This is a genomic window from Enterobacter sp. YSU (genome assembly GCF_016082135.1).
Classification (GTDB): Bacteria; Pseudomonadota; Gammaproteobacteria; order Enterobacterales; family Enterobacteriaceae; genus Enterobacter; species Enterobacter hormaechei_C.
The window spans coordinates 3,093,334-3,118,829 of the sequence record NZ_CP059487.1 but is presented as its reverse complement, the minus strand read 5'-3'; the positions used below and the strand labels follow the sequence as shown (position 1 = coordinate 3,118,829).

The window sequence follows — 25,496 nt, the reverse complement described above, 5'->3', positions numbered from 1 at the left end:
AGCCGACTATCAAAGTCGGCTTCTTTATCGTTATTCGATTATTTAGTACCAAAAATCTTATCGCCGGCATCGCCGAGCCCCGGGATGATGTACCCGTGCTCGTTCAGTCCCTGGTCGACAGACGCGGTATAGAGTTCAACGTCCGGGTGCGCTTTTTCCAGCGCCGCGATACCTTCCGGCGCCGCAACCAGCACCAGCACTTTGATGCTGCTGCATCCCGCTTTTTTCAGCAGGTCGATGGTGGCGATCATCGAACCGCCGGTCGCCAGCATCGGGTCAACCACCAGCGCCATACGCTCGTCGATGTTAGAGACCAGCTTCTGGAAGTACGGGACCGGCTCAAGCGTCTCTTCGTTACGGTAGATGCCCACCACGCTGATACGCGCGCTTGGGACGTGCTCCAGCACGCCTTCCATCATGCCCAGACCCGCACGCAGGATTGGCACCACGGTAATTTTTTTACCTTTGATCTGCTCAACCTGTACCGGACCGTTCCAGCCTTCGATGGTCACTTTTTCCGTTTCCAGATCAGAGGTCGCTTCGTAGGTCAGCAGGCTACCCACTTCAGAAGCCAGTTCGCGAAAACGCTTCGTGCTGATGTCATGCTCACGCATCAGGCCCAACTTGTGTTTAACGAGTGGGTGTTTCACTTCCACAATCTTCATTCTCTTTCTCCTCTGAGGTGGCATCCGCAAAAAAATCGCGGGATTATACCGCTTTTTTCGGATTGCGCCATACCCATCTTGCTTGACGTATATCAAGCAAAGTGATTTAGAGACAAAAAAGCCGGAGGCTGGGCTCCGGCTTGGGTGCGGGATTCTGCCGGGTGGCGCTAACGCTTACCCGGCCTACACATCCCGTAGGCCCGGTAAGCGCAGCGCCACCGGGCAATTATAGCTGCTCTCCGTTGCTGGCAATCACCTGCTTATACCAGTCGAACGATTTCTTCTTGCTGCGGTTCAGCGTGCCGTTACCTTCGTTATCTTTATCGACAAAGATAAAGCCGTAGCGTTTTTTCATCTCGCCGGTGCCGGCAGAGACCAGGTCGATACAGCCCCACGGGGTATAGCCCATCAGGTCTACGCCGTCTTCCACCACCGCTTTTTTCATCTCGCGGATGTGTGCGGAAAGGTAGTCGATGCGGTACTGGTCGTTCACCGTGCCGTCGCTCTCCTGCACGTCGATCGCGCCAAAGCCGTTCTCAACGATAAACAATGGCAGCTGATAGTGATCCCAGAACCAGTTCAGAGAGTAGCGCAGCCCGACAGGATCGATCTGCCAGCCCCAGTCCGATTTCTGCACGTACGGGTTAGAGACCAGGCTCTTGCTCTCGTCGTAGTCCAGCTGCGGGTTGTCCGCCGTCGCCTTGGTAGCAAAAGACATGTAGTAGCTGAACCCGATGTAATCCACGCAGCCCTGCGTCAGCGCCACTTTATCTTCTTCGGTGATATCCAGCGCGAAGCCGCGACGTTCAAAGTAGTTGAGCAGATGCTGCGGATACTTGCCGCGCACGTGAACGTCGGTGAACCAGTAGCGACGATGCATGGCGTTCATCGCCATCATCATATCGTCCGGGGCACAGGTCAGCGGATAGATGGGGCACATGGCAATCATGCAGCCGATTTGCAGTGACGGGTTGATCTCGCGCCCCGCCTTCACCGCCAGAGCACTGGCCACCAGCTCATAGTGCGCCGCCTGGAACATCACCGGCTCGCGATCTTCTCCCGGCGCATATTTCAGCCCGGAATTGGTAAACGGCGCAAAGTCTTCGTGGAAGTTGGCCTGGTTGTTGATCTCGTTAAAGGTCATCCAGTACTTCACTTTATGCTGGTAGCGCTCAAAAACGACCTTCGCGAAGCGAACAAAGAAGTCGATCAGCTTACGGTTGCGCCAGCCGCCGTATTCCGTCACCAGGTGGAAAGGCATCTCGAAGTGGGAAAGCGTGATCACCGGCTCGATGCCGTGCTTCAGGCACTCGTTAAAAAGATCGTCATAGAATTTGAGTCCCGCTTCGTTCGGCTCCAGCTCGTCGCCTTTCGGGAAGATACGCGTCCAGGCGATGGAGGTGCGGAAGCATTTGAACCCCATCTCGGCAAAGAGTTTGATGTCTTCTTTATAGCGGTGATAAAAGTCGATGGCTTCGTGGTTTGGGTAATTTTTCCCCTCCAGCACGCCGTTGGTGATTTCACGCGGTACCCCGTGGGCGCCTGCCGTCATGACATCGGCAACGCTCACGCCCTTGCCGCCCTCTTTCCAGCCGCCTTCGAGCTGGTGCGCCGCAACGGCCCCACCCCACAGAAAACCTGCTTTAAATCCTGACATTCGCTATCCCTCATTCTGCGTTATTTTCTGCAAAAACAGTTACAGAAACCGGTTTCAGTTTGATGATGTGCAAAGGGGATAGCCGTTGCAAGCAGATCGCCGAAACCGGTTTCATTTTCGTGAACAGAGTCAAGTTTGTTGCCCTGGACAGCCCGCACAGAAAAAAAGATCCTCGCGCCGAGAATAGGCTCGCAAACGTTTGCCTGGACTGTTAGAATTGCGCCGATTTTTCTTACTAGCTATGCAATCGCGTGGGGATTTAAGCCGTGACCAACAAAACTTCTCTCAGCTACAAAGATGCCGGTGTTGATATTGACGCAGGTAATGCGCTGGTTGACCGAATCAAAGGTGTGGTGAAAAAAACCCGCCGCCCGGAAGTGATGGGTGGCCTGGGTGGATTCGGCGCACTGTGCGCGCTGCCGCAAAAATATCGTGAACCTGTGCTGGTCTCGGGTACGGATGGTGTCGGTACAAAACTGCGCCTGGCGATGGATCTTAAGCGTCACGATACGATTGGTATCGATCTGGTGGCGATGTGCGTCAACGACCTGGTGGTACAGGGCGCCGAGCCGCTGTTCTTCCTCGATTACTACGCGACCGGCAAGCTGGACGTGGATACCGCAGCCAGCGTCATTAACGGTATCGCCGAAGGCTGCCTGCAATCCGGCTGTGCGCTGGTCGGCGGTGAAACCGCGGAAATGCCTGGCATGTATCACGGTGAAGATTATGACGTCGCAGGCTTCTGCGTCGGCGTGGTAGAAAAATCAGAAATTATCGACGGCAGCAAAGTGGCTGACGGCGATGTGCTGGTTGCGCTGGCCTCCAGCGGTCCGCACTCCAACGGCTACTCTCTGGTGCGTAAAATCCTCGAAGTGAGCGGTTGCGACCCGCTGACCACCGAGCTGGACGGCAAACCGCTGGCCGATCACCTGCTGGCCCCGACCCGCATCTACGTGAAAAACGTGCTGGAGCTGATTGAGAACGTTGACGTGCACGCCATCGCTCACCTCACCGGCGGCGGCTTCTGGGAAAACATTCCGCGCGTGCTGCCGGACAATACCCAGGCGGTGATCGACGCATCCTCATGGCAGTGGCCGTCCGTCTTCAACTGGCTGCAAACCGCAGGCAACGTGAGCTCTCACGAAATGTACCGCACCTTTAACTGCGGCGTGGGCATGGTTATCGCCCTGCCCGCCAGCGAAGCGGATAAAGCGGTTAAGCTGCTGACAGAAAAAGGTGAAAACGCGTGGAAAATCGGTACGATTAAAGCTTCCGATTCCGAACAGCGTGTGGTCATTGAATGAAAAACATCGTGGTGCTCATTTCCGGCAACGGAAGCAATTTGCAGGCAATCATAGACGCCTGCAAACAGAAGAAAATCAATGGCACCATTCGGGCAGTATTCAGCAACAAGGCCGATGCATTCGGCCTTGAGCGCGCGCGGGTAGCGAACATTCCTGCGCACGCGCTGGAAGCCAGCCAGTTCGCCGGGCGTGAAGCCTTTGACCGTCAGCTGGTGCAGGAGATTGACGCCTACGCACCTGACGTGGTGGTGCTGGCGGGTTACATGCGTATCCTGAGCCCGGCATTTGTCGAACACTTCGCCGGACGACTGCTCAATATTCACCCTTCTCTTCTGCCGAAATATCCCGGCCTGCACACCCATCGTCAGGTGCTGGAAAACGGCGATGAGGAGCATGGTACCTCCGTGCATTTCGTCACCGACGAGCTGGACGGCGGTCCGGTCATTTTGCAGGCAAAAGTACCGGTCTTTGACGGCGACAACGAAGACGACGTGACCGAACGTGTGCAGACGCAGGAACACGCCATTTATCCGCTGGTGGTAAGCTGGTTTGTCGATGGACGTCTGGAGATGCGCAACGGCGCAGCCTGGCTGGACGGCGTGAAGTTGCCCCCGCAGGGTTATGCGGCTGAAGAGTAGTCTGTTTGAATTGCCCGGCGGCGCTTCGCTTGCACGGGCCTACGGTCCCGTAGGTCGTGGTAAGCGCAGCGCCACCCGACCCCCCCTCCCCCAACCCTCTAAATTCCCCAACAAAAAAATAACTGTCATACTTTTCTGGCACTGTTGGACATATCGTGGAAATGCTCGCCATAATAAGGACGAGACGGATTTACCACGTCCTGTGATTGAACTGGAGTGTGAGCTGTAATGGGTCAGGAAAAGTTATACATCGAGAAAGAGCTAAGCTGGTTAGCATTCAACGAACGTGTACTTCAGGAAGCGGCCGATAAAAGCAACCCGCTGATTGAACGTATGCGTTTTTTAGGCATCTATTCCAACAATCTGGATGAGTTCTACAAGGTTCGCTTCGCCGAACTGAAACGCCGAATCATCATCAGCGAAGAACAGGGCTTAAACTCCCACTCGCGGCATCTGCTTGGAAAAATCCAGTCTCGCGTCATGAAAGCCGATCAGGAATTTGATGGCCTCTATAACGAGCTGCTGCTGGAAATGGCACGCAACCAAATCTTCCTGATCAACGAACGCCAGCTCTCCGCGAATCAGCAAAACTGGCTGCGCCACTATTTCAAACATTATCTGCGCCAGCACATTACCCCGATTCTGATCAACCGTGAAACCGATCTGGTGCAGTTCCTGAAAGATGATTACACCTATCTGGCGGTAGAAATCATTCGTGGTGAGACCATTAACTACGCGTTGCTGGAAATACCGTCTGATAAAGTCCCACGCTTTGTAAACCTGCCGCCGGAAACCCCGCGCCGGCGTAAGCCGATGATCCTGCTGGATAACATCCTGCGCTACTGCCTGGACGATATCTTCAAAGGCTTCTTCGATTACGACGCGCTCAACGCCTACTCGATGAAGATGACCCGTGACGCCGAGTACGATCTGGTGCATGAGATGGAGGCCAGCATGATGGAGCTGATGTCTTCCAGCCTCAAGCAGCGCCTGACGGCGGAGCCGGTGCGGTTTGTCTATCAACGCGATATGCCGGACGCGATGGTGGAGATGCTGCGCGATAAGCTGACCATCTCCCGCTACGACTCCATTATCCCCGGTGGGCGTTACCACAACTTTAAAGATTTCATTGGCTTCCCGAACGTCGGCAAGGCCAATCTGGTGAACAAACCGCTGCCGCGCCTGCGCCATATCTGGTTCGATAAGTTCCGCAACGGGTTCGACGCCATCCGCGAACGGGATGTGCTGCTCTACTATCCGTATCACACCTTTGAACACGTGCTGGAATTGCTGCGTCAGGCCTCGTTCGATCCGAACGTGCTGGCGATCAAAATCAACATTTATCGCGTGGCGAAAGATTCCCGTATCATCGATGCGATGATCCACGCGGCGCACAACGGCAAGAAAGTGACCGTGGTGGTTGAGCTCCAGGCTCGCTTCGACGAGGAGGCCAACATCCACTGGGCGCGCCGACTGACGGAAGCGGGCGTACACGTCATCTTCTCCGCGCCAGGGCTGAAAATTCACGCCAAGCTGTTCCTGATCTCCCGTAAAGAGGGCGACGACGTGGTGCGCTACGCCCATATCGGTACCGGGAACTTTAACGAGAAAACCGCGCGAATTTACACCGACTATTCGCTGCTGACTGCCGATGCCCGCATCACCAACGAAGTGCGTCGGGTGTTCAACTTCATTGAGAACCCGTACCGCCCGGTGAGCTTCGATTATCTGCTGGTGTCACCGCAGAACTCACGGCGCCTGCTGTACGATATGATCGATAAAGAGATTGCCAATGCGCAGAACGGCTTGTCGTCCGGCATCACGCTGAAGCTCAACAATCTGGTGGACAAAGGGCTGGTGGACCGCCTGTACGCGGCCTCCAGCTCCGGCGTTCCGGTAAATCTGCTCATTCGCGGCATGTGCTCGCTCATTCCGGAACTAGAAGGCATCAGCGACAATATCCGCGTGATCAGCATTGTGGATCGCTATCTTGAACACGATCGCGTCTATATTTTCGATAACGCCGGTGATAAGCGCGTATACCTCTCGTCCGCCGACTGGATGACGCGTAACATTGATTACCGTATTGAAGTGGCGGCACCGCTGCTGGATCCTCGCCTTAAGCAGCGTATCCTGGACATTATCGAGATCCTGTTCAGCGATACGGTGAAAGCACGTTATATCGACAAAGAACTCAGTAATCGCTATGTACCGCGCGGCAATCGCCGTAAAGTGCGCTCGCAGCTGGCGATTTACGATTACATTAAATCACTTGAGCAATCCGATTAACCTATGCCAATAAACGATAATACCCCACGCCCGCAGGAGTTCGCCGCGGTCGATCTTGGCTCAAACAGTTTCCATATGGTCATCGCCCGCGAGGTGGATGGCGCGATGCAGATCATCGGTCGTCTGAAGCAGCGTGTGCATCTGGCCGATGGTCTCGACGCGCGTAACATGCTGAGCGAAGAGGCCATGGAGCGCGGGCTGAACTGTCTGTCGCTGTTCGCAGAACGTTTGCAAGGCTTTTCGCCGTCCAGCGTCTGCATCGTCGGGACGCATACGCTACGCCAGGCGCTGAACGCGCCGGAGTTTCTTAAGCGCGCGGAAAAGGTTATCCCCTACCCGATTGAGATCATCTCCGGTAACGAAGAAGCGCGCCTGATTTTTATGGGCGTGGAGCATACGCAGCCGGAAAAAGGCCGCAAGCTGGTGATTGATATCGGCGGTGGTTCCACGGAACTGGTGATTGGCGAAGACTTCGAGCCGCGTCTGGTGGAAAGCCGCCGTATGGGCTGCGTCAGTTTCGCGCAGATGTATTTCCCTGGCGGCGTCATCACCCGCGAAAACTTCCAGCGCGCGCGCATGGCCGCCGTACAAAAACTGGAAAATCTGGCCTGGCAATACCGTATTCAGGGCTGGAACGTGGCGCTGGGCGCATCGGGTTCGATTAAAGCGGCCCATGAAGTGCTGCTGGCAATGGGTGAAAAAGACGGGTTTATTACGCCTGAGCGCCTGGTGAAACTCACCGAAGAGGTGCTTAAGCATAAGAGCTTCGACGCCCTGAGTTTGCCGGGTCTGTCCGACGAACGTAAAGCCGTGTTCGTACCGGGGCTGGCGATCCTCTGCGGCGTGTTTGACGCGCTGGCGATCAAAGAGCTGCGCCTCTCTGACGGCGCCCTGCGTGAAGGCGTGCTGTATGAGATGGAAGGCCGTTTCCGTCATCAGGATATTCGCAGCCGCACCGCGCAGAGCCTGGCCAACCAGTACAACATTGACCGCGAACAGGCGAAACGGGTGCTCGAAACCACGGTTCAGATGTACGAGCAGTGGGAGGAGCAGAATCCGAAGCTGGCGCATCCGCAGCTGGCCGCGCTGTTGAAATGGGCCGCCATGTTGCACGAGGTGGGGCTGAACATTAACCACAGCGGAATGCATCGCCATTCAGCCTATATTCTGCAAAACAGCGATCTGCCTGGTTTCAACCAGGAGCAGCAAACCATGATGGCGACGCTGGTGCGCTATCACCGCAAAGCCATCAAGCTCGACGATCTGCCGCGCTTTACGTTATTTAAGAAAAAGCAGTTCCTGCCGCTCATTCAGCTGTTGCGCCTGGGCGTGTTGCTCAATAATCAGCGACAGGCAACCACCACGCCGCCGACGCTGAAGCTAAAAACGGATGACTATCACTGGACGCTGAGCTTCCCGAACGACTGGTTTAGCCAGAACGCGCTGGTGCTGCTGGATCTGGAAAAAGAGCAGCAGTACTGGGAAGCGGTCACCGGCTGGCTGTTGAAGATTGAAGAAGAGAGTTCTGAGGCGGCAGCGTAACGGCTCAGGCGGTCTCCTGAGAAGGCTGCGTGTTGAGCAACGTATCAAGCTCAGTCGGCAACCCAATCAAATAGCCCTGCACATAATCGATACCTAGCGCGTGCACCGCGCTACGTATCTCTTCCGTTTCCACATATTCCGCCACCACCAGCATTTTCTTCATCCGGGCCAGATGGCAAATGGAAGCCACAATCTGGTAATCCAGGCTGTTGCTGACAATATTGCGAATAAAGCCGCCGTCGATTTTGAGAATGTCTGCGTCCACGCTTTTTAACCGCGCATAGCTGGCGTAGCCCGTGCCAAAATCATCAATGGCGATCCGGATGCCCATTTTTTGTAATTTCCTGAGGGTCGACGCCGCCAGATCCGCATGACCAAAGGCGCTGCTTTCGGTCACTTCAAAGATCAACTGCCACGCTTCAACGGCGTATTTGGCTAACAGGCGGCTCACTTCAAGCGGGAACTGCGCCCTGTAGGCGGTAGAAGGTGCGAGGTTGATCGCAAAGCGCTGGCCCGGCAAACGCTGGCGGTGCTGTGCCAGAAAACTCAACGTATGCTCCAGTACCCATAAATCAACACGCGACGATAAACCAAACTCCTGTGCAATGGGCAGGAACTGCTCGGGGAAGATCAGCGCCCCGTTATCATCACGCATTCGCAGCAGCACCTCGTGATAACAATCACCGCGCAGCCCGCGAACGGGCTGAACCAGCAGGGTAAAAGCGTCCTGCTCCAGCGCGGCCTGCAAACGACTCATCATCGCGACCTTATCTTTCAGGCTACGCTGCAAATGAACAGCCCCGCGCTGCTGAAGATTTTCCGGGTGGTTGGTAGAAAGGGAGAGATCGGCCACGATGCCCAGTTCCCCCAGCACCAGATAGAGATGATTGACGGGTGAGCGTACATAGCAATAGCTCACGCCGACCTGAGGCTGTACCGGCATACCATCCCAGATAAAAACAAACTGCTTGATATGCTCGTCCAGCGTTTCAATGCGCTGTTGATGCGACTCCGCCTCCAGACGCACCGCCATGTCATACCCGGTGAGGTGATAGACTCGCTCATTGGGCTGAAGGGTGCCGTTTATCCATTGCGCCAGCTGCTGTTTATACTGGATCCGCAGCATCACGCCGTAATTGCGTCCCAGCACCTCCAGCTCGGGCACACGCAGTAAACAGAGCGCTGACCACGGATGACTGGCCAGCTCGCGCGACAGCGCCCGCAGGTTGGGCATATGCACCACCGGATCGAGAAAAGCCTGACTGCGGGAGCGAATATTGATGGCCCGCTGGCGTGTCGCCAGCATCGACATGTACGTCACAACGAAGGAAAAGACCAGATAGCTGGATGAGGTGATCGCCAGCTGAATGCCATACCCCTCTTGCACCGGAATGTAGTGATAAAAAAAATGAATCGACACCAGCAGGACCGGCGTCCAGATGAGTGACATCAGCTTGTAGCCAAAGCGCATCGCCCCCCAGAGCATCACGGGCATCAGCAGGGACAAGGTGTAGTTGGTACTGAAAATGGAACTGTTTGCATTCATAGGCAGCAGCAGCATGACCAGCAACCCGCCCAGGGCTATAAACCACACCACAAACTCAAAGACCGTCACCTTTTTGTCTATTTGCGCGCGGAGCTGGGACATCAGTCCCTTGATATAGCGCGGATGACGTATCAGACGGATCAGCAGGTAGCTTAGCGGCACGCCCGTCAGCCCGCTCACCAGCAGCCCCTGATAGTTAATAAGGGTCCGAATATTGAGGGGATTCAGTCCTGCGAGGCTCTGGCGGCTCTCATAGACGCCGAGATAGACCGCAAACTGAAACAGCAGCAGAAATAGCGTTGCCGGGCAAAACACCTGCCAGAAAATACGCTGCCCCATCAGGCGTATGTCATCGTAAGCGGTCATATTGCGCCGGGGCGCAAACACGCGATAACCGCCCCAGCTGAGCACCAGAGGAACGATAAAATGCAGAATGCCGGCCATGGCTTCAAATAACCCAACGGAGGGGTAATAATGTAAAAACAGCGACACCACCACCCCGGGGAGGGCTTCCAGGCCAAAGAATAACATCAGCGTCAGCAAAAAGGAGAGCGGGAGATAATAGAGCGCAACGATACCGTCGCCCAACTGCGTTAAGGTATTAGCCACACTAAGCACCGGGAGTAACACGACGGGTAAAATAAGAGGAAGTGCCCACCAGCGGTCTTTATTTTGCTTCAGGATGTGGTGAATATTCATAGATGCTCGTTTACAACCCTTGCGCTCCAGAGGGTAAATGAAGACAGGCATCCAACCTGACGTACACGTTGCCTGGAAATTCCTGGCAAGCACAGTGGAGGAGGGATTTTAAATAGCAACGACGGGATGCGGTTGACCTAAATCAAATTAATTTATCTGAATAAACCTTTTTCACGTTTTTTTTGAATATTTTTCCTGTAATTATCAATGCGATAAATAAAAGCGTTGTTTTTAATAACATAAATTAATGTAAGCATTGACGCTATTTTACATTTCGCCGAATTGACCCTGACTTGCGGCTGTGCCTTAATAGCCGTATCGCCCAAAAGGGTATACTCAGGAAAAGAAAGTGAGTCAGGCTACGCGTATGCGAAAACGACATCGATTTAACACCCGGATGACCCGCATCATACTGCTTATCAGTTTCCTGTTTTTCTTTGGCCGCTTTGTTTATTCCTCCATTGGCGCCTGGTATCACCATCAGGACAAAATTCAGTCGCAGCAAACCAGTCTTAGCGTTGAAACGCCCGAGCGCTAACGTACCGGGTGTTTTTGCACTATTCGAATAATGCCTGCAATCCTTTTGTACGAGCGATTTCATCCGACCGGGTATGGTCATCACCGCAGATTTACCTCGGGTTGACGCGGGTCTTTTCCGGACTGGCGATAGCCGCCAACTATCTCCGATACCTAAAAATGATTATCTGTCAGATGGCGGGTCGGGTCGGGAAAAAGTGACTCACGTGGCGTGGGATAACAAACCAGGATGGCTCGTGGTTAGTAAGAGTGAGCGGATGAATGATCCTGAACCTGAGCGCGCGATGGCAAAGTTTCGCAGGTCGGGTAGGCTCAGCGCCACCCGACAAGAAAAGCCGATTTCAGCGCCTGTTATCTACAGGATAACTCCTGTTAATCCATGCGTGGTCCTTCTCCCACGTAAACATCCATTTGCGCACCGGGCCGGCCATCACGTTGAGGTAATAACTGTCATACCCGGCCATCGTTGCCACAGGATGGTACCCCCTGGGCACCATCACCACGTCACGGTTATAGACCGCCATACACTCATCCAGCGTTCTGTCGTCGGTGTAGACGCGCTGCATGCAGAAACCCTGCGCAGGGTTAAGACGATGGTAGTAGGTTTCTTCCAGGTACGTCTCCTGCGACGGGTTATCGGTGTCGTGCTTATGACTGGGATACGAGCTGGTGCAGCCCTCACTGGTCCACACTTCCACCACCAGCAGGCTGTCGGCAGGCTTGTCTTCTGGCAGGATGTTGTGCACGTAGCGCTGGTTGTGGCCCATACCGCGCGCTTCGCCGTCGATATCCTGTGGGGCAATCAGCCGCGTCGGATACGCTCCTGTGCCCGGCGCAGCGCAGACGGCCAGTTCCAGCTTAGTCAGCGCTTTCACCTCTACAGTCTCCTGTGGGGTCACGTAAACCGCCCAGGGCTTAATGCGCTCGAACGGACTCATCCGCTCGCCGATGTCGTTAAACCGGGCGGAAGGGGTGCTGATGGAAGCGCGACCGGCAACCAGCACCAGACAGCGCTCTTCGCTGACAGCAGGCAGCGTCAGCTGCTGCCCCTCCTGCAACTCATAAGCTTCAAAGCCGACATACCCCCAGTCAGCGCTTTCTGGCGTAACGGACTGCGTGCGCCCCTCCGCGTTCGGCTGTTGCCAGCGTGATAACAGACGTGACATGTCACCTCCTCAAATAAGTCCGGCATTGCGCGCCAGGCGGTGCAGGTTGTTATACCCCAGTCGGGCATAGGTAAGCGGATGGGCGATTGCCGGGTCCTGCTCGGCCTCCACCACCAGCCAGCCGTGATAATTCTGCGCTTTCAGCAGCCGCATGATGGGCGAGTAATTCACACAGCCGTCGCCCGGCACGGTAAACACGCCGCTGAGCACCGCATCAAGGAAGCTGGTTTTGCGGTTTTTGACCTCCGCCAGCACGTCGGCGCGCACGTCTTTGCAGTGAACGTGGTTGATGCGCGACGCCCAGCGCTGCGCCACCGCCAGCGGATCGGCCCCGGCAAAGGTCAGATGTCCGGTATCCAGCAGCAAACCGACCGCCTCCCCGGTGTGGATCATCAGGTTGTCCACGTCCTCAGCGGACTCAATTACCGTGCCCATATGGTGATGGTAGGCAATCTGCACGCCCTGCTGCTGGGTGTAGCGGGCAAATTCGGTGAGCTTCTCGCCATACTCTTTCCAGCATTCCTGCGGGAAGCGCGGGCGCAGATGCACCGGGGTCTGCTGCTCGCCATGAATGCAGCCGCTCACCTCCGCAAAGACCAGCACCTTCGCCCCCAACTCGCGCAGCAGCGTCAGGTGCGGCTGCACGGCGGCGATCTCCTCCTCCACGCTGCGCTCCAGCAGGCGGCCGGAGTACCAGCCGGAAACCAGCTGCAGGTCGTGGCGCTGTAGAACAGGGCCGAGCAGGTGCGCTTCGCGCGGGAATTTGTTCCCCAGCTCGAAACCGGCAAAGCCTGCCGCTTTGCCTTCGCTCAGACAGGTCTCCAGCGAGGTTTCCGCCCCGAGAGAAGGCAGATCGTCGTTCGTCCACGTCAGCGGGTTAATGCCTAATTGCACACTCATTGTCGTCTCCATTATGCGTGTCCGCGCTCGCGCCACCAGGCGATAAGCTGTAGGTAGTTGTCCCGGATGCGCGCCACCAGCTGCGCATCGTCAATATCATGTTTCAGCCACGCGCGGGAAGCATCGCCAAACAGCGTGCGTCCCACGGCGAAACCTTTCACCAGCGGCTGCCCCGCCGCGGCTCTGAAGTCGGCCCGGAGCTGTTCTGCCGGAGCATCCAGCCCGAGGATCACCACCCCACGGCAGTACGGGTTCCGGCGTTCGATAATCTCGCTCAACGCCGTCCAGCCCTCTGCGGAGAGCGGTGGCAGTTTCCACCAGTCGGGGTAAATCCCCAGGTTGTAGAAGCGAGAAATGGCCCGCAGGTAAAGTTCGTCGCTGCGCGGCATGCTGGCGGGCAAAATCACTTCCAGCAGCAGCTCGTGCCCGGACTGGCAGCAGGCGTGGTAGACCTCGGCGATTTTCTGCTCCTGCTCCAGGCGCAGGCCGTGGGCATCTTCCGGGTGGAAGAAGACCAGGCACTTCACCACGTGCTCCTGCGGCCAGCTGATAAGCTGGGTGCCGATGTTGCCGTGCTCCATCTCCAGAGGCCGGGAGCCAGGCAGCTCGATGGGGCGGCCAATCCACCACCCTTCCCCGGTGATGGCGTTCAGCGCGTCCTGACCAAAGGTGCCGTCGCACAGCAGACCAGCTTTACCTTCCAGCCCGGCGCGGCTCGCCGCCTCGCGGCTGGCCTGCAGGATCAGTTGCTTCAGCGCCGGAATGCGCTTAAGCGACGCGCCGCACTGCATCGCCATATCCTCAAGCTGGCTGCGGTGATCGAACGCCATCACGCACAGCTCCGGCCACTCGCGGCGACGGGTGGTCACCCGGTGGAGATGGTTAAGACGCGGGTCGAGATCCGGGCGCGGCACATCCGCAGCGCGGGAAAGATAGTCATCCAGCTCAATTTTGCTCGGCATCGCCGGGGCGCAGCCGTGGCGCGACACCACCAGCGCGCCGCAGGCGTTGGCATAGCGGCACGCCTGCTCCCAGCCCTCGTCGTTCAGGTAGCCGCGCAGCAGGCCGGACATAAATGCGTCCCCCGCGCCGAGGACGTTTAGCACCTCCACGCGCACGCCAGTCACCGTCAGGCCGTCGTCCAGACGAGGCGGAATAGCGTCTGTATAGACCGAGCAGCCCAGCGCGCCGCGTTTGCAGACCAGCGTCGCCTGACTCACGCCACGCACCTGAGCCAGCGCCTGTAGCGTATCCGTACTGCCACCCGCAATGTGAAACTCCTCTTCGGTGCCGACAATGACGTCGAAGAGGTGCAGCACCTCCTGTAGCTCACGGGTGACCTTGTCGGCGGCGATAAATCGCGTTTCACCGTCGCCTAAGGAGGTCAGCCCCCACAGCACCGGACGGAAGTCGATGTCCAGCACTGTGCGCACGCCGTGACGGCGGGCATAGCCCAGCGCCGTCAGCACCGCCTCGCGGGTCTGCGGATGAGAAAGATGCGTCCCGGTGATGGCAAGACAACGGGCGGAGGCAATGTAGCTTTCGTCCACATCGCTGGCCGTAATAGCCATATCCGCGCAGTTATCGCGATAAAAAATCAGAGGAAAAGTGTCACGGTCTTTAATGCCGAGTAGCACCAGCGCCGTGAGGCGTTCTTTATCAATAATCAGATGGCGGGTATCGCAGCCAACCTGGTTGAGCTCTTCGCGCAGGAAGCGGCCCATATGTTCATCGCCAACGCGCGCCAGCATCGACGAGCGTAAACCCTGGCGCGCGGTGCCGTACGCCACGTTGCCGGAAGACCCGCCGAGATATTTGGCGAAGCTCGACGCGTCCTCCAGACGGGCACCAACCTGCTGGCTGTAGAGGTCTACCGCCACGCGGCCCATGCATATCACATCAAACTGCTTTTCCACGTTGATACCTCATCAGACAATATCGTTCACGTTCAGCCAGCGGCCTTCCAGGTGTGAGAGCGCGATCGCGTCCAGCACGCGCGACACCTTCCAGCCCTCTTCGAAGTCCGGCCACATTGGCGCGTCGGCGGCAATCCCGTCCACCAGGTCGCGCACCTCCACCGTTTTTTGATCGTTAAAGCCAATACCATGGCCCGCGCCCATGCAGAACGCGGCGTAGTCCGGGTGCGCCGGGCCAACGAGCAGCGTGCGGAACCCCTGACGGTTCACCGGATCGTCATGCAGATAGAGCTTCAGCTCCGCCATGCGCTCCTGGGTGAAGCTGATGGCGCCTTTGGTCCCGGTGATGACGTACGACAGCCCCATCTTGCGGCCGCAGGCGACGCGGGAGGTTTCAATGACGCCCTGCGCCCCGCTCGCGAAGCGCACCATCGCGTGGGCCTGATCCTCGTTTTCGACGGCAATCATCTCCGACGATCCGGCCTTCGCCGGGCGCTCCGGGACCACGATCTTCAGGTCGCCGCAGACCTGCTCGATATCCCCCACCAGGTACTGGGCCATATTGACGATGTGCGCCGCAAGGTCGCCCAGCGCGCCCAGCCCGGCGGTCTCTTTAAAGCAGTGCCAGTGAATGTGCGACAGCGGGTCGGCCATGTAGTCTTCGTTGTGGGTGCCGTAGAAGTGGATCACCTCGCCAATCTCGCCGCGGGCGATAATCTCCTTCGCCAGCTGCGCGGTCGGGTTCTTCATGTAGTTGAACCCCACCAGCGTTTTCACCCCGGCCCGCTTCGCGGCATCGACCATCGCGCGCGCGTCGTGGGCGTTAAGCGCCAGCGGCTTCTCCGAGTAGACGTGCTTGCCGTGGCGGATCGCCTCCAGCGCCATCTCTTTATGCAGATGGTTGGGTGAGCAAATATCCACTACATCAATGGCCGGGTCGGCCACCAGCGCCCGCCAGTCGCCAGTGGAGCGGTTGAAGCCAAACGCCTGCGCACGTGCTGCCGCCAGCTCCGGCGTCACTTCCGCCACCATCTCGCGCACCAGTGTGCCGCGCAGGTTGAACACCGTCGGGGCCTGGGCATAGGCGATGGCGTGCGCCTTGCCGATATACCCGGTGCCAATCAATCCAATACGAATCTCTTTCATCACGATCCTCACAGTGCGCCGCGACGGCTCTTGGCATAGGTATCGAATGCCACCGCCAGAACGATAATTAATCCGGTGATAATTTGCTGGTAGTAGGCCGAGACGTTCATCAGCACCAGGCCGTTAATCAGAATGCCCATGATGATGGAGCCGATAACGGTGCCGCCGATGCGCCCGTAGCCGCCCATCAGCGAGGTGCCGCCAATCACCACCGAGGCGATAACGCGCAGCTCAAAGGAAATTCCGGCCACCGCCTCAGCACTGCCCAGACGCGCGCTCAGGATGAAGCCTGCCAGCCCCGCCAGACAGCCAATCAGCACGTAGACGCTGACCAGCACGCGCTTGACGTTGACGCCCGCCAGGCGCGCCGCCTCCGGGTTGCCGCCGATGGCGTAGACGAAGCGGCCCCAGCGGGTTTTATGCAGCGCCAGATAGCCGCCGACGGCGACGATGGCGAAGATCCAGATCGGAATGGAGATGCCGAGCAACTCCCCGCGCCCCCACCAGCGGTAGCCTGGGTCGAAACCGGCGATCGGCGCGCCATCGTTAATCACCAGCGTCAGGCCGCGCCAGATGGTCATCCCGCCGAGGGTGACGATAAACGGCGGCAGGCGCAGGCGGGTGACGCCCAGGCCATGGAGAAATCCAATCGCCGTGCCCATCGCCAGACAAATCCCCAGGCCGATCAGCCAGCTCATGCCGCCCCAGGCGTTCGGGTCAACGGTGGTAAAGTTGTCGCCCTTAATCACGTACGCCGCGGTCATGGCGCACACCGCCAGAATGGAGCCGACGGAGAGGTCGATCCCGGCGGTGAGAATAACGAAGGTCATCCCCACGGCCATGATCCCATAGATGGAGACTTCGGTCAGAATGTTGAAAATATTGCGTTCAGAGAAAAAGTTGCTGTTCTGCGACTGGAAGAAGATCAGCAGCAGGATCATGAAAATCAGCACCCCGAAGCGCTCGAAGAAGGCGATGGGATCGATGCGTCCGGCGCGTTTGACCGGGGCCTGCGTTTTAGAAATCATCTGCGTCATGGGAAACTCCGTTATGCCGCGTTCAGGGCGTTATGGTTGATAGCCATCATCGTCATCAGCCGTTCTTCGTTAGCGTCGTCACCGTGGATCTCGCCGGTTACCCGACCTTCGCTGAGGGTGATGATCCGGTCAGACACCGCCATCACCTCAGGCAGATCGGAGGAGATCACGATCACCGCCACGCCCTTTTTTGCCATGTCAAACAGCACCTGATGCACTTCCGATTTGGTCCCCACATCGATGCCGCGCGTCGGCTCATCGACGATCAGCACCCGCGGGTTGAGTGCCATACAGCGCGCGAGGATGACTTTTTGCTGGTTACCGCCGGAGAGCTTGCGCACCTCCTGCGCGCTGTTGACCATTTTGATCTGAAGCGCCTGGCGGTAGGATTCAATCAGATCGTCTTCCTTGCGGGTGTTCACAAACCAGCGCCATTTCAGCAGCGACGAAAGGCAGGAGAGCGACAGGTTATCTCGGATCGACAGCCCCAGCACCGCCCCTTCCTTTTTGCGATCTTCCGGCACCAGCGCCACGCCCTGATCGAGGGCATACAACGGGTCACGCGGCTGATACGGCACGCCGTCCAGCTCAAAGCTGCCCGAGGTAAACGCGTCTGCGCCAAACAGGCAGCGCGCCACCTCGGTACGTCCCGCGCCCACCAGTCCGGCGATGCCCAGCACCTCCCCGGCGTGGACGTGGAAGCTGATGTCGTGCAGGGCAATACCGTGCGGATCCAGCGGCGGCTTCTCGCGGCTCAGCCCCTTCACTGCCAGGCGGACGGGTTTGTCTTCATGATGCGTTTCGCTGGCAGGACGGCGGTTAAAGGCTACGTCGCGCCCGACCATCAGGCGGATCAGCTGCTCTACGTTGGTCTCCACCACCGCGCCGGTGCCGGTGAAGCGGCCGTCCTGGAAAACGGTGAAGCGATCGCAGAGCTGGAAAACTTCGTGCAGGCGGTGAGTTACATAGATAATACTCACGCCACGGTTTTTAAGCTCCCGCACCACGCGGTGCAGGCTTTCTACTTCGCTGTCGCTCAGCGCGGCGGAAGGTTCATCCATGATGATCAGCCGGGCGTTAAGGGTCAGCGCTCTCGCGATCTCCACCATCTGCTGCTGGGCCACACTCAGGCGGGCAACCGGTGTGGTCGGCGCAACATTCAGTTGCAGGTAATCCAGAATGACCTGCGCCTCCTGGTTTACTGCTTTTTCGTCAACGATCAGGTTGCGCCTGCGCGGTTCGCGCCCGAGAAACATGTTTTCCGCAACGGTCATGTTGGGCAGCAGGTTGAACTCCTGATAGATGGTGATAATGCCCTTGTTCTGGCGTTCCACTGGAGAGTCATCTACCGGCAGCGTTTCGTCGTTAAACCAGATATCCCCGCGGGTTTGCGGCTGCGCGCCCGCGAGCGCTTTCAGCAATGTAGATTTTCCCGCCCCGTTTTCCCCCAGCAGGGCGTGGATTTCTCCGCTACCGACGGTCAGCTGAGCGCTGCTCAGCGCCCAGACGCCGGAAAAGCTTTTTGCCAGGTCGGTCACTTTCAGTAAGGGTTGCGACATCGGTCTGCTCCTCCTCATGTTGAGCCGCCAGAGGCGGCTCGGGACATATCAGTTACCGGCCTCACCGATACGCTCGGCCTGCTGTAGGTTCTCTTTGGTGATCAGCGTCGGCGGGTAGTCGGCTCCGGTGATGGCTTTCTTCTCGCGCACGTTGGCCACCAGCTGGCTCATCGCCGTCTGCACCGCAAAGCCCGGACGCTGATCAGCCGTCACCGCCAGCCAGCCGTCGCGCACGCGAGCCAGCGCTTCCGGTACCGCATCAAAGCCGGTGACCAGAATTTCTCCCGGCTTTACGCCCTGGCCTTGCAGCGCTTCAATAGCCCCCAGCGCCATATCGTCGTTGGCGGAGAGGATCACCTGCGGGCGTTTCGGCAGCGAAGGCAGAACGCTTTCCACAATGCGCATCCCTTCGGAACGCATCCAGTTGCCGGTCTGATCGGCGACGATCTTGTACTTATCCCCGCCCGCCTTCAGACTGTCGCGGATCCCTTTGGTGCGTTCGATATTGGAGGAAGAGCCCGGCTGACCGGTGAGGAGAATGATGTCCGCGCCGTTGGGGAATTTGGTTTTGACGAAGTCGCCAATTGCCTGGCCGCCCTTGTAGTTGTTGGCGCCGAAGTGCGGCACTTTCTTCTGGCTGTCGACGGAGCGGTCGAGCGTGACCACCGGCAGCTTCGCATCCTGAATTTCATCCACCGCGCTGGAGACCGCGTTTACGTCGTTCGGGGAGACGATAAAGCCCTGCGCCCCGCGGGTGATGGCGTTTTCCAGGTCAGCTACCTGTTTCGGTGAACTGCCCTGCCCGTCCAGCACCTGAAGCTTCACGCCCATCTCTTTTGCGGCTTTCACCGCCGTGCGCTGCATGTGAACTTCAAACGGCATGGCCAGGTTTGGCGTACTGAAAACTATTTGCTCGTTTTCGGCGAGGGCGGCCCCGGACGTCATGGCGATGAGGGCGGCTACGATCAGTTTTTTCATTATTATGTCTCTCTGTGTAGGGTTGTGGTGTTTAGAGGACGATCTCGCGCTGGCTACGCAGCGACTCCAGCGCTTTATCCGCAAGGTACAGCGCACGTTCACCATCATCGCCGCTGCAGTCAGGTACCGCTTCGCCACGCAGGACCGCAACAAAGTGTTCCCATTCCGCGGCGTAAGCGGATTTGTAGCGCTGCAGGAAGAAATGTTCCGGCAGCGCGCTGGTGCAGCCCTGTTTACCGTAGTGTTGCACCTGGTTTTCAAGGATGTTGCCCGCGCACAGCAGCCCTTCGGAGCCGTGCAACTCCAGGCGCTGGTCGTAGCCGTAAGATGAACGGCGGCTGTTAACGATGGTCGCCATCGCGCCGGAGGCGTATTTCAGAACGATAAACGCGGTATCGATATCCCCCGCCTCGCCAATCGCCGGATCCACCAGGTTGCTGCCCTGGGCATACACCGACACCGGCTCTTCGCCCATGATGAAGCGTGCCATGTCAAAATCGTGGATAGTCATATCGCGGAACATGCCGCCGGAGACGCGCACGTATTCCACAGGCGGCGGAGATGGATCGCGGGAGATAATCAGCAGCGATTCCGGCTTGCCGATGCACCCGGCCTGCACGTCGGTTTTAACGCGACGGAACTGCGGGTCAAAGCGGCGGTTAAAGCCGATAAACAGCGGCACATCGTACTCTTTGACCACTTTCAGGCAGTCGCGCACGCGGGCGAGGTCGAGGTGTACCGGCTTTTCACAAAAGATGGCTTTGCCGTGGCGGGCGGCCATTTCAATCAGGTCCGCGTGGGTATCAGTCGCGGAGGCGATCAGCACGGCGTGCACGTTAGGGTCGGTCATCGCATCAATCAAGCTCTGCTGGCGGGCCTGATACTGCGCGGCGAGACGGGTTGCAAATTCCTGATTCGGGTCAACCACGGACCAGAGCGTGGTCGCGCCGTGGCTGGCGATGTTAGCTGCATGAACCTGGCCAATTCGGCCAGCGCCCAGTAAAGCAATGTTAAACATAACGGCTCCCGGTGTTGGTGAATGCTGTGAACTAACGACCCTATAAATAAAACATTTATTTCATTTTTATAAATAGTGAAAATTATGTTTTTGAGTGTGAGTTAACACTTTTGAGATGAATGAGATAAATTTTGTTATCAATCTCACAACATGGAAGGACGTGCGGCAACTCCCCTCACCCCGGCCCTCTCCCCAAAGGGGCGAGGGAGAAAAGAGCGCACCAAACTATCCCCTCTCCCTTTGGGGAGAGGGTAGGGTAAGGGGAAAATGAAATGAAAATTTCGTTAAGGCGAAAAAACTTAATACTGCCGGGCTTTTTTCAGCTGCGCCTGCGTTTGCTCCGCGGCTTTGCGCACGGCAGACGACGCCGCCACCTGCGCGTCACCGGTACGCCACCACGACGCATAGTCATGGGTCATGGTCTTCGGCAGCACTTTAATGTCCAGCAGCGTCGGGCCAGGGTGCGCGCGTGACGCCTCAAGCGCCGCCAGCAGGCTTTGCTCATCGTTCACACGCCACGCACGGCAGCCGTAGCTTTCCGCATTTTGCGCAAAGTCGACCTTCACCAGCGGCCCGTCAAGCCGCCCGGTTTCCGGGTTGCGCCTGCGGTTTTCCGTGCCAAAACTGCCCATTCCGTGCCCCATCTGTAGGTTGTTAATGCAGCCAAAGCCGGCGTTATCAAATAACAGAATGGTGACTTTGATCCCCTCCTGTACGGCGGTTTGCAGCTCGGAATGGAGCATCATGTACGAACCATCCCCCACCATGGCATAAACCGGTAGCTGCGGTTTCGCGAGCTTCGCGCCAATAGCTGCCGCGATCTCATAGCCCATGCACGAGTAGCCGTACTCCAGATGATAACTGTCCGGCGTTTTGACCTGCCAGAGACGCTGTAAATCGCCCGGCAGCGAACCGGCCGCGCCCACCATGATGGCGTTATCCTCAATATGCTGGTTGATCAGCCCCAGCACCCGCGTCTGGGTCAGCCGGGTGTTGAGCGTCTCGCCGTATTCCGCCAGCTGCGCATCCAGGTGTCCAGCCACTTCGGGTGCGTCATCAGGACGCCACTGGCGATCCCACAGGCGGCAGCACTCGTCGCGCCAGGCGGACTTCGCCCCGGCAATCGCTTCTCCCCAGGCGCTGCGATACCCGGCGAGCGCGTGGGTCAAGCCTCTCAGCCCGGTTTGGGCATCGGCAATCAGCGCGGTGGCGTCCAGCTTCAGGGCATCAAACTCGGCCACGTTCAGCAGCAGGAACTCAACGTCAGGGTGGGAAAAGAGCGCCTTGGAGCCGGTGGTAAAGTCGGTAAGACGCGTGCCGATGCCAATCACTAAGTCAGCCTGTGGCGCAAGCTGGTTGGCGGCCATACCACCGGTTACCCCCACGCCGCCCAGGTTAAGTGGGTGGTCACTTACCAGCGCCCCCTTTCCGGCCTGGGTTTCGGCAAACGGCAGCCGCAGCGTCTCGACAAATTCGCGAAACGCTTCATGCGCGCCGGAATAGCGCACGCCGCCGCCGCAAACCACCAGCGGACGGCGCTTGCGGGCGATCAGCGCCCGCGCCTGCTCCAGGCGCTCCGGATCTGGCGGGCGGCGCTCGATGTGGTGCACGCGACGCGCGAAGAAGCTCAGCGGGTAGTCCCAGGCTTCTCCCTGCACGTCCTGCGGCAGGCAAATGGTCACCGCGCCGGTATCGGCGGGGTCAGTGAGCGTTCGCATCGCGCTTAGCATCGCGCTCATCAGCTGTTCCGGCCGGTTGATGCGGTCCCAGTAGCGGGAGACCGGACGGAAGCAGTCATTAGTGCTGATGCTAAGATCGTGATACTGCTCGATCTGCTGCAGTACGGGGTCCGGCTGGCGGCTGGCGTAGATATCTCCCGGCAGTAGTAACAGCGGGATGCGGTTCGCCGTCGCCGTTGCCGCTGCGGTAATCATATTGGCAGCGCCTGGCCCGACGGAGGAAGTGACGGCAAAAATGCGCTGACGGCGATGCTGTTTGGCGAACCCCGTCGCCATGTGGGCAATCCCCTGCTCGTTGCACCCCTGCATGATTTTCAGATGACCGGGATCCTGCTCCAGCGCCTGGCCGATACCGAGCACGTTGCCGTGACCAAAGATGGTGGCGACGCCCTCCACGAAGGGCGTTTCAATGCCATCAATGCTGACGTACTGTTGATTAAGGAACCGGACCAGCGCCTGGGCCATGGTCATACGTTCGGTTTGCATAAAACCTCCTGTCAGCCCAGCGTCGGCATGGAGAACGCAGCGCCTGTCTCCTGCTGCATTTCCGGCCAGCGTGCGGTGACGGTTTTCATTCGGGTGTAGAAACGCACGCCGTCGTTACCATGGACGTTGAGCGCACCGAAGATGGAACGCTTCCAGCCACCGAAACTGTGAAATGCCATCGGCACCGGAATCGGCACGTTGACGCCCACCATGCCCGCCTGCACCTCCTCGCAGAAGCGGCGGGCGCAGCCGCCATCACGGGTGAAAATCGCCGTACCATTACCATATTCGTGGCGATTAATCAGGTCCACCGCGCTGCTGTAATCTGCTACGCGAACCACAGAAAGCACCGGGCCAAAAATTTCTTCTTTATAGATGGTCATCTCCGGGGTGACGCTATCGAACAGCGTCGGCCCGACGAAGTAGCCCTGCTCGTGGCCCTTCACGCTGAAGCCGCGACCGTCCACGCGAAGTTTCGCTCCCTGCGCTTCCCCGCTGTCGATGTAGCCCAGCACCTTGCTGCGGTGCGCGGAGGAGATGAGCGGCCCCATTTCGTTTTCTGGCGTCTGGTCCAGCCCTGGCCCAACGCGCAGCGCGGCAATCTGTTTTTCCAGACGGGCGCAGAGGTCATCGGCGGTTTTATCGCCCACCGCCAGTACCACTGAAAGCGCCATACAGCGTTCCCCCGCCGCGCCGTAGGCCGCGCCCATAATGGCGTTGGTTGCCATCTCCATGTCGGCATCCGGCATTAAAATGCAGTGGTTTTTCGCCCCACCCAGCGCCTGACAGCGTTTGCCGTGGGCGGACGCGGTCTGGTAAATGTATTCCGCAATCGGCGTAGAGCCAACAAAGCTCACCGCCTGCACGCGCGGATCGGTCAGTAGCACGTCAACGGACTCTTTATCACCCTGCACCACGTTGAAGACGCCATCCGGCAGGCCGGCCTCTTTCAGGAGCTGCGCCAGCGCGAGCGCGAGAGAAGGATCTTTTTCCGAGGGTTTCAGCACGAAGGTATTCCCTGTCGCCAGCGCAATCGGGAACATCCACATCGGCACCATCGCCGGGAAGTTAAACGGTGTGATCCCAACGCAGACCCCGAGCGGCTGCATCAGCGAGTGGCTGTCGACGCCGGTGCCGACGTTCGCAGAGTGCTCACCCTTTTGCAAATGCGGAATACCGCAGGCAAATTCCACCACTTCCAGGCCACGGGTCAATTCGCCCACCGCGTCGGAGAAGACCTTGCCGTGCTCTTCGCTGATGATGCGGGCCAGGCGCGTCATGTTCTCCTCCAGCAGCGACTTGAAGCGGAACATCACGCGCGCGCGCTTAAGCGGAGCCTGGCGCGCCCACGCAGGAAACGCCTGCTGCGCGGCGGCAATCGCCTGCCCGGTTTCCTGCGCCGTACTCATTACCACCTGGCGGATCTGCTCGCCCGTGGCTGGGTTGAAGATCGCCTGAACGCGCTGGCCTGAACCGGTGACACATTCGCCGTGAATAAAATTCGCTACCGTCTCCATCCTTAACCTCTCGCTGTTGATACGTGACTGTTGACTGAACACTGTGTACAAACACTATATATGAAACAAACGTTCCATTTTAAGTTGAAATAAAATAAATAATGATTATTGGGATCAAGGATGGATTTTTATGTTTACAGCCAGTAACACTGGCTCAGCGTGCGCTATTAAGAAATTTCGGGCGAGGAAATGACTGAAGTTTCTGTTTCATTTTTGCTGCCAGATGGATGGCCGACATTTAAAAGACGCGGTTTTGCGTTTAGAATCATGAGACTGTATTTGGGGGATAAGATGACGACAGCAACCAGCCTGAACGAACTGCAGCAGCAAATCCGCGAGCGATACGATAACCTGAGTAAGAGGTTGCAGCAGGTCTCCCGCTATGTACTGGATAACACCAACAGCGTGGCCTTTGATACGGTTGCCGTTATTGCCGAGCGCGCCGACGTGCCGCCCTCGACGCTGATCCGCTTCGCCAACGCCTTTGACTTCACCGGCTTTAACGAAATGAAACAGCTGTTTCGCATGAACCTGGTGGAAGAGACCGCCAGCTACAGCGACCGCGCGCGGCTGTTCCGTGAAATGGAGAGCGAGGCCGTGCCGGAGACGCCGCTCGATATTCTGCACGAGTTCGCCCGCTCGAACGCGCAGGCGCTCCAGCAGCTGGCCGCCCGCGCGGAACCGGAAATGCTGGAGCGCGCAGTGCAGCTGCTGGCTGACGCCGACACCATCTACATCGCCGGACTGCGCCGCTCCTTTAGCGTCGCGGCTTACCTGACCTATGCCCTGAGTCATCTGGAGTGCCGCCCTATTCTGCTCGACGGCATGGGCGGAATGCTGCGCGAACAGATCAGCCGCATTAAAGCGCGCGACATTGTGGTGTCGATCAGCTTCTCGCCGTACGCCGAAGAGACAGTGATGGTCAGTGAAACTGCCGCCAGCGTCGGCGCGCGGCAGATCGTGATTACGGACAGCCAGATAAGCCCCCTGGCGACGTTTAGCGATCTTTGCTTTGTGGTGAAAGAGGCGCAGGTGGATGCGTTTCGGTCTCAGTCGGCAACGCTGTGCCTGGTGCAGTCGCTGGTAGTGGCCCTGGCGTATAGGTTGGGTGAAGGGAAGTGAGGAAATAAAAACCCCCTGCACAGGCAGAGGGTTTG

19 protein-coding genes are annotated in these 25,496 nt (G+C 58.0%); 6 read left to right on the top strand and 13 right to left on the bottom strand.

The genetic code is table 11. From position 1 onward, the window contains the following. Nucleotides 1–38: 38 nt before the first annotated feature. Both upp and H2Z33_RS15105 read right to left on the bottom strand, forming a co-directional pair. Nucleotides 39–665, bottom strand: coding sequence for a uracil phosphoribosyltransferase (upp, locus tag H2Z33_RS15110; protein WP_003860560.1), 627 nt, complete (start codon nucleotides 663–665; stop codon nucleotides 39–41). 226 nt (nucleotides 666–891) lie between these two features. Beyond that, entirely contained in the window at nucleotides 892–2,322 is a 1,431-nt protein-coding gene (locus H2Z33_RS15105; protein ID WP_063134560.1) for a 6-phospho-beta-glucosidase, read from the bottom strand. A gap of 266 nt (nucleotides 2,323–2,588) precedes the next feature. Here H2Z33_RS15105 and purM point away from each other — a divergent pair, with 266 nt between their 5' ends. The 4 genes from purM to ppx all read left to right on the top strand — a co-directional run bounded on the left by purM (nucleotide 2,589) and on the right by ppx (nucleotide 8,095). Next, nucleotides 2,589–3,626: a phosphoribosylformylglycinamidine cyclo-ligase gene (purM, locus tag H2Z33_RS15100; protein ID WP_017383509.1), complete on the top strand. Its 1,038-nt coding sequence runs from the start codon at nucleotides 2,589–2,591 to the stop codon at nucleotides 3,624–3,626. Then, nucleotides 3,623–4,264, top strand: a complete 642-nt coding sequence (gene purN, locus H2Z33_RS15095; protein ID WP_063134561.1) for a phosphoribosylglycinamide formyltransferase — start codon at nucleotides 3,623–3,625, stop codon at nucleotides 4,262–4,264. Before purM ends, purN begins: the two co-directional genes overlap by 4 nt. A gap of 228 nt (nucleotides 4,265–4,492) precedes the next feature. Then, nucleotides 4,493–6,553, top strand: a complete 2,061-nt coding sequence (gene ppk1, locus H2Z33_RS15090) for a polyphosphate kinase 1 (protein WP_015572188.1) — start codon at nucleotides 4,493–4,495, stop codon at nucleotides 6,551–6,553. Between the two features lie 3 nt (nucleotides 6,554–6,556). Then, on the top strand, nucleotides 6,557–8,095 hold the full coding sequence (gene ppx, locus H2Z33_RS15085) for an exopolyphosphatase (protein ID WP_032671813.1): 1,539 nt from the start codon (nucleotides 6,557–6,559) through the stop codon (nucleotides 8,093–8,095). Between the two features lie 4 nt (nucleotides 8,096–8,099). On the opposite strand, the gene H2Z33_RS15080 is transcribed toward ppx, so the two are convergent. Further along, nucleotides 8,100–10,340 (bottom strand): EAL domain-containing protein, encoded by a 2,241-nt coding sequence (locus tag H2Z33_RS15080; RefSeq protein WP_063134562.1) that lies wholly within the window; start codon nucleotides 10,338–10,340, stop codon nucleotides 8,100–8,102. A 349-nt stretch (nucleotides 10,341–10,689) separates the two neighbouring features. On the opposite strand from H2Z33_RS15080, the gene H2Z33_RS15075 reads away from it, so the two are divergent. Further along, nucleotides 10,690–10,878 carry a YfgG family protein gene (locus H2Z33_RS15075; RefSeq protein ID WP_032654440.1) on the top strand — a complete coding sequence of 63 codons (189 nt, stop codon included), beginning with the start codon at nucleotides 10,690–10,692 and terminating at the stop codon, nucleotides 10,876–10,878. Between the two features lie 340 nt (nucleotides 10,879–11,218). Here H2Z33_RS15075 and iolB read toward each other — a convergent pair whose 3' ends face one another. The 10 genes from iolB to H2Z33_RS15025 all read right to left on the bottom strand — a co-directional run bounded on the left by iolB (nucleotide 11,219) and on the right by H2Z33_RS15025 (nucleotide 24,339). Further along, nucleotides 11,219–12,043 (bottom strand): 5-deoxy-glucuronate isomerase, encoded by an 825-nt coding sequence (gene iolB / locus H2Z33_RS15070; protein WP_032654443.1) that lies wholly within the window; start codon nucleotides 12,041–12,043, stop codon nucleotides 11,219–11,221. Between the two features lie 9 nt (nucleotides 12,044–12,052). Further along, nucleotides 12,053–12,943 (bottom strand): myo-inosose-2 dehydratase, encoded by an 891-nt coding sequence (gene iolE / locus H2Z33_RS15065; protein ID WP_063134563.1) that lies wholly within the window; start codon nucleotides 12,941–12,943, stop codon nucleotides 12,053–12,055. Nucleotides 12,944–12,954: 11 nt separating this feature from the next. After that, entirely contained in the window at nucleotides 12,955–14,859 is a 1,905-nt protein-coding gene (locus H2Z33_RS15060) for a bifunctional 5-dehydro-2-deoxygluconokinase/5-dehydro-2-deoxyphosphogluconate aldolase (protein WP_063134564.1), read from the bottom strand. Nucleotides 14,860–14,871: 12 nt separating this feature from the next. Further along, nucleotides 14,872–16,005 (bottom strand): Gfo/Idh/MocA family protein, encoded by a 1,134-nt coding sequence (locus H2Z33_RS15055; protein WP_063134565.1) that lies wholly within the window; start codon nucleotides 16,003–16,005, stop codon nucleotides 14,872–14,874. Between the two features lie 8 nt (nucleotides 16,006–16,013). Continuing rightward, nucleotides 16,014–17,042, bottom strand: coding sequence for an ABC transporter permease (locus H2Z33_RS15050; protein WP_032669397.1), 1,029 nt, complete (start codon nucleotides 17,040–17,042; stop codon nucleotides 16,014–16,016). Nucleotides 17,043–17,053: 11 nt separating this feature from the next. Further along, a complete protein-coding gene (locus H2Z33_RS15045) occupies nucleotides 17,054–18,601 on the bottom strand; it encodes a sugar ABC transporter ATP-binding protein (protein ID WP_032669396.1) in 1,548 nt (515 codons plus the stop codon). 48 nt (nucleotides 18,602–18,649) lie between these two features. Beyond that, nucleotides 18,650–19,579 (bottom strand): substrate-binding domain-containing protein, encoded by a 930-nt coding sequence (locus H2Z33_RS15040; RefSeq protein WP_032654457.1) that lies wholly within the window; start codon nucleotides 19,577–19,579, stop codon nucleotides 18,650–18,652. A gap of 31 nt (nucleotides 19,580–19,610) precedes the next feature. After that, the gene (gene iolG / locus H2Z33_RS15035; protein ID WP_032669395.1) at nucleotides 19,611–20,597 is read right to left on the bottom strand and encodes an inositol 2-dehydrogenase; all 987 of its coding nucleotides are present in this window, start codon (nucleotides 20,595–20,597) and stop codon (nucleotides 19,611–19,613) included. A gap of 299 nt (nucleotides 20,598–20,896) precedes the next feature. Next, a complete protein-coding gene (gene iolD, locus H2Z33_RS15030; RefSeq protein ID WP_063134566.1) occupies nucleotides 20,897–22,822 on the bottom strand; it encodes a 3D-(3,5/4)-trihydroxycyclohexane-1,2-dione acylhydrolase (decyclizing) in 1,926 nt (641 codons plus the stop codon). Nucleotides 22,823–22,833: 11 nt separating this feature from the next. Then, nucleotides 22,834–24,339 (bottom strand): CoA-acylating methylmalonate-semialdehyde dehydrogenase, encoded by a 1,506-nt coding sequence (locus H2Z33_RS15025; RefSeq protein ID WP_063134567.1) that lies wholly within the window; start codon nucleotides 24,337–24,339, stop codon nucleotides 22,834–22,836. A gap of 291 nt (nucleotides 24,340–24,630) precedes the next feature. On the opposite strand from H2Z33_RS15025, the gene H2Z33_RS15020 reads away from it, so the two are divergent. Next, nucleotides 24,631–25,461, top strand: a complete 831-nt coding sequence (locus tag H2Z33_RS15020; protein ID WP_032654464.1) for a MurR/RpiR family transcriptional regulator — start codon at nucleotides 24,631–24,633, stop codon at nucleotides 25,459–25,461. Nucleotides 25,462–25,496: the final 35 nt, after the last annotated feature.

Coding starts and splice junctions, on each gene's coding strand:
- upp (WP_003860560.1), bottom strand. CDS start 665: ATGAAGATTGTGGAAGTGAAACACCCACTCGTTAAACACAAGTTGGGC.
- H2Z33_RS15105 (WP_063134560.1), bottom strand. CDS start 2,322: ATGTCAGGATTTAAAGCAGGTTTTCTGTGGGGTGGGGCCGTTGCGGCG.
- purN (WP_063134561.1), top strand. CDS start 3,623: ATGAAAAACATCGTGGTGCTCATTTCCGGCAACGGAAGCAATTTGCAG.
- ppk1 (WP_015572188.1), top strand. CDS start 4,493: ATGGGTCAGGAAAAGTTATACATCGAGAAAGAGCTAAGCTGGTTAGCA.
- ppx (WP_032671813.1), top strand. CDS start 6,557: ATGCCAATAAACGATAATACCCCACGCCCGCAGGAGTTCGCCGCGGTC.
- H2Z33_RS15080 (WP_063134562.1), bottom strand. CDS start 10,340: ATGAATATTCACCACATCCTGAAGCAAAATAAAGACCGCTGGTGGGCA.
- iolB (WP_032654443.1), bottom strand. CDS start 12,043: ATGTCACGTCTGTTATCACGCTGGCAACAGCCGAACGCGGAGGGGCGC.
- iolE (WP_063134563.1), bottom strand. CDS start 12,943: ATGAGTGTGCAATTAGGCATTAACCCGCTGACGTGGACGAACGACGAT.
- H2Z33_RS15055 (WP_063134565.1), bottom strand. CDS start 16,005: ATGAAAGAGATTCGTATTGGATTGATTGGCACCGGGTATATCGGCAAG.
- H2Z33_RS15050 (WP_032669397.1), bottom strand. CDS start 17,042: ATGACGCAGATGATTTCTAAAACGCAGGCCCCGGTCAAACGCGCCGGA.
- H2Z33_RS15045 (WP_032669396.1), bottom strand. CDS start 18,601: ATGTCGCAACCCTTACTGAAAGTGACCGACCTGGCAAAAAGCTTTTCC.
- H2Z33_RS15040 (WP_032654457.1), bottom strand. CDS start 19,579: ATGAAAAAACTGATCGTAGCCGCCCTCATCGCCATGACGTCCGGGGCC.
- iolG (WP_032669395.1), bottom strand. CDS start 20,597: ATGTTTAACATTGCTTTACTGGGCGCTGGCCGAATTGGCCAGGTTCAT.
- iolD (WP_063134566.1), bottom strand. CDS start 22,822: ATGCAAACCGAACGTATGACCATGGCCCAGGCGCTGGTCCGGTTCCTT.
- H2Z33_RS15025 (WP_063134567.1), bottom strand. CDS start 24,339: ATGGAGACGGTAGCGAATTTTATTCACGGCGAATGTGTCACCGGTTCA.
- H2Z33_RS15020 (WP_032654464.1), top strand. CDS start 24,631: ATGACGACAGCAACCAGCCTGAACGAACTGCAGCAGCAAATCCGCGAG.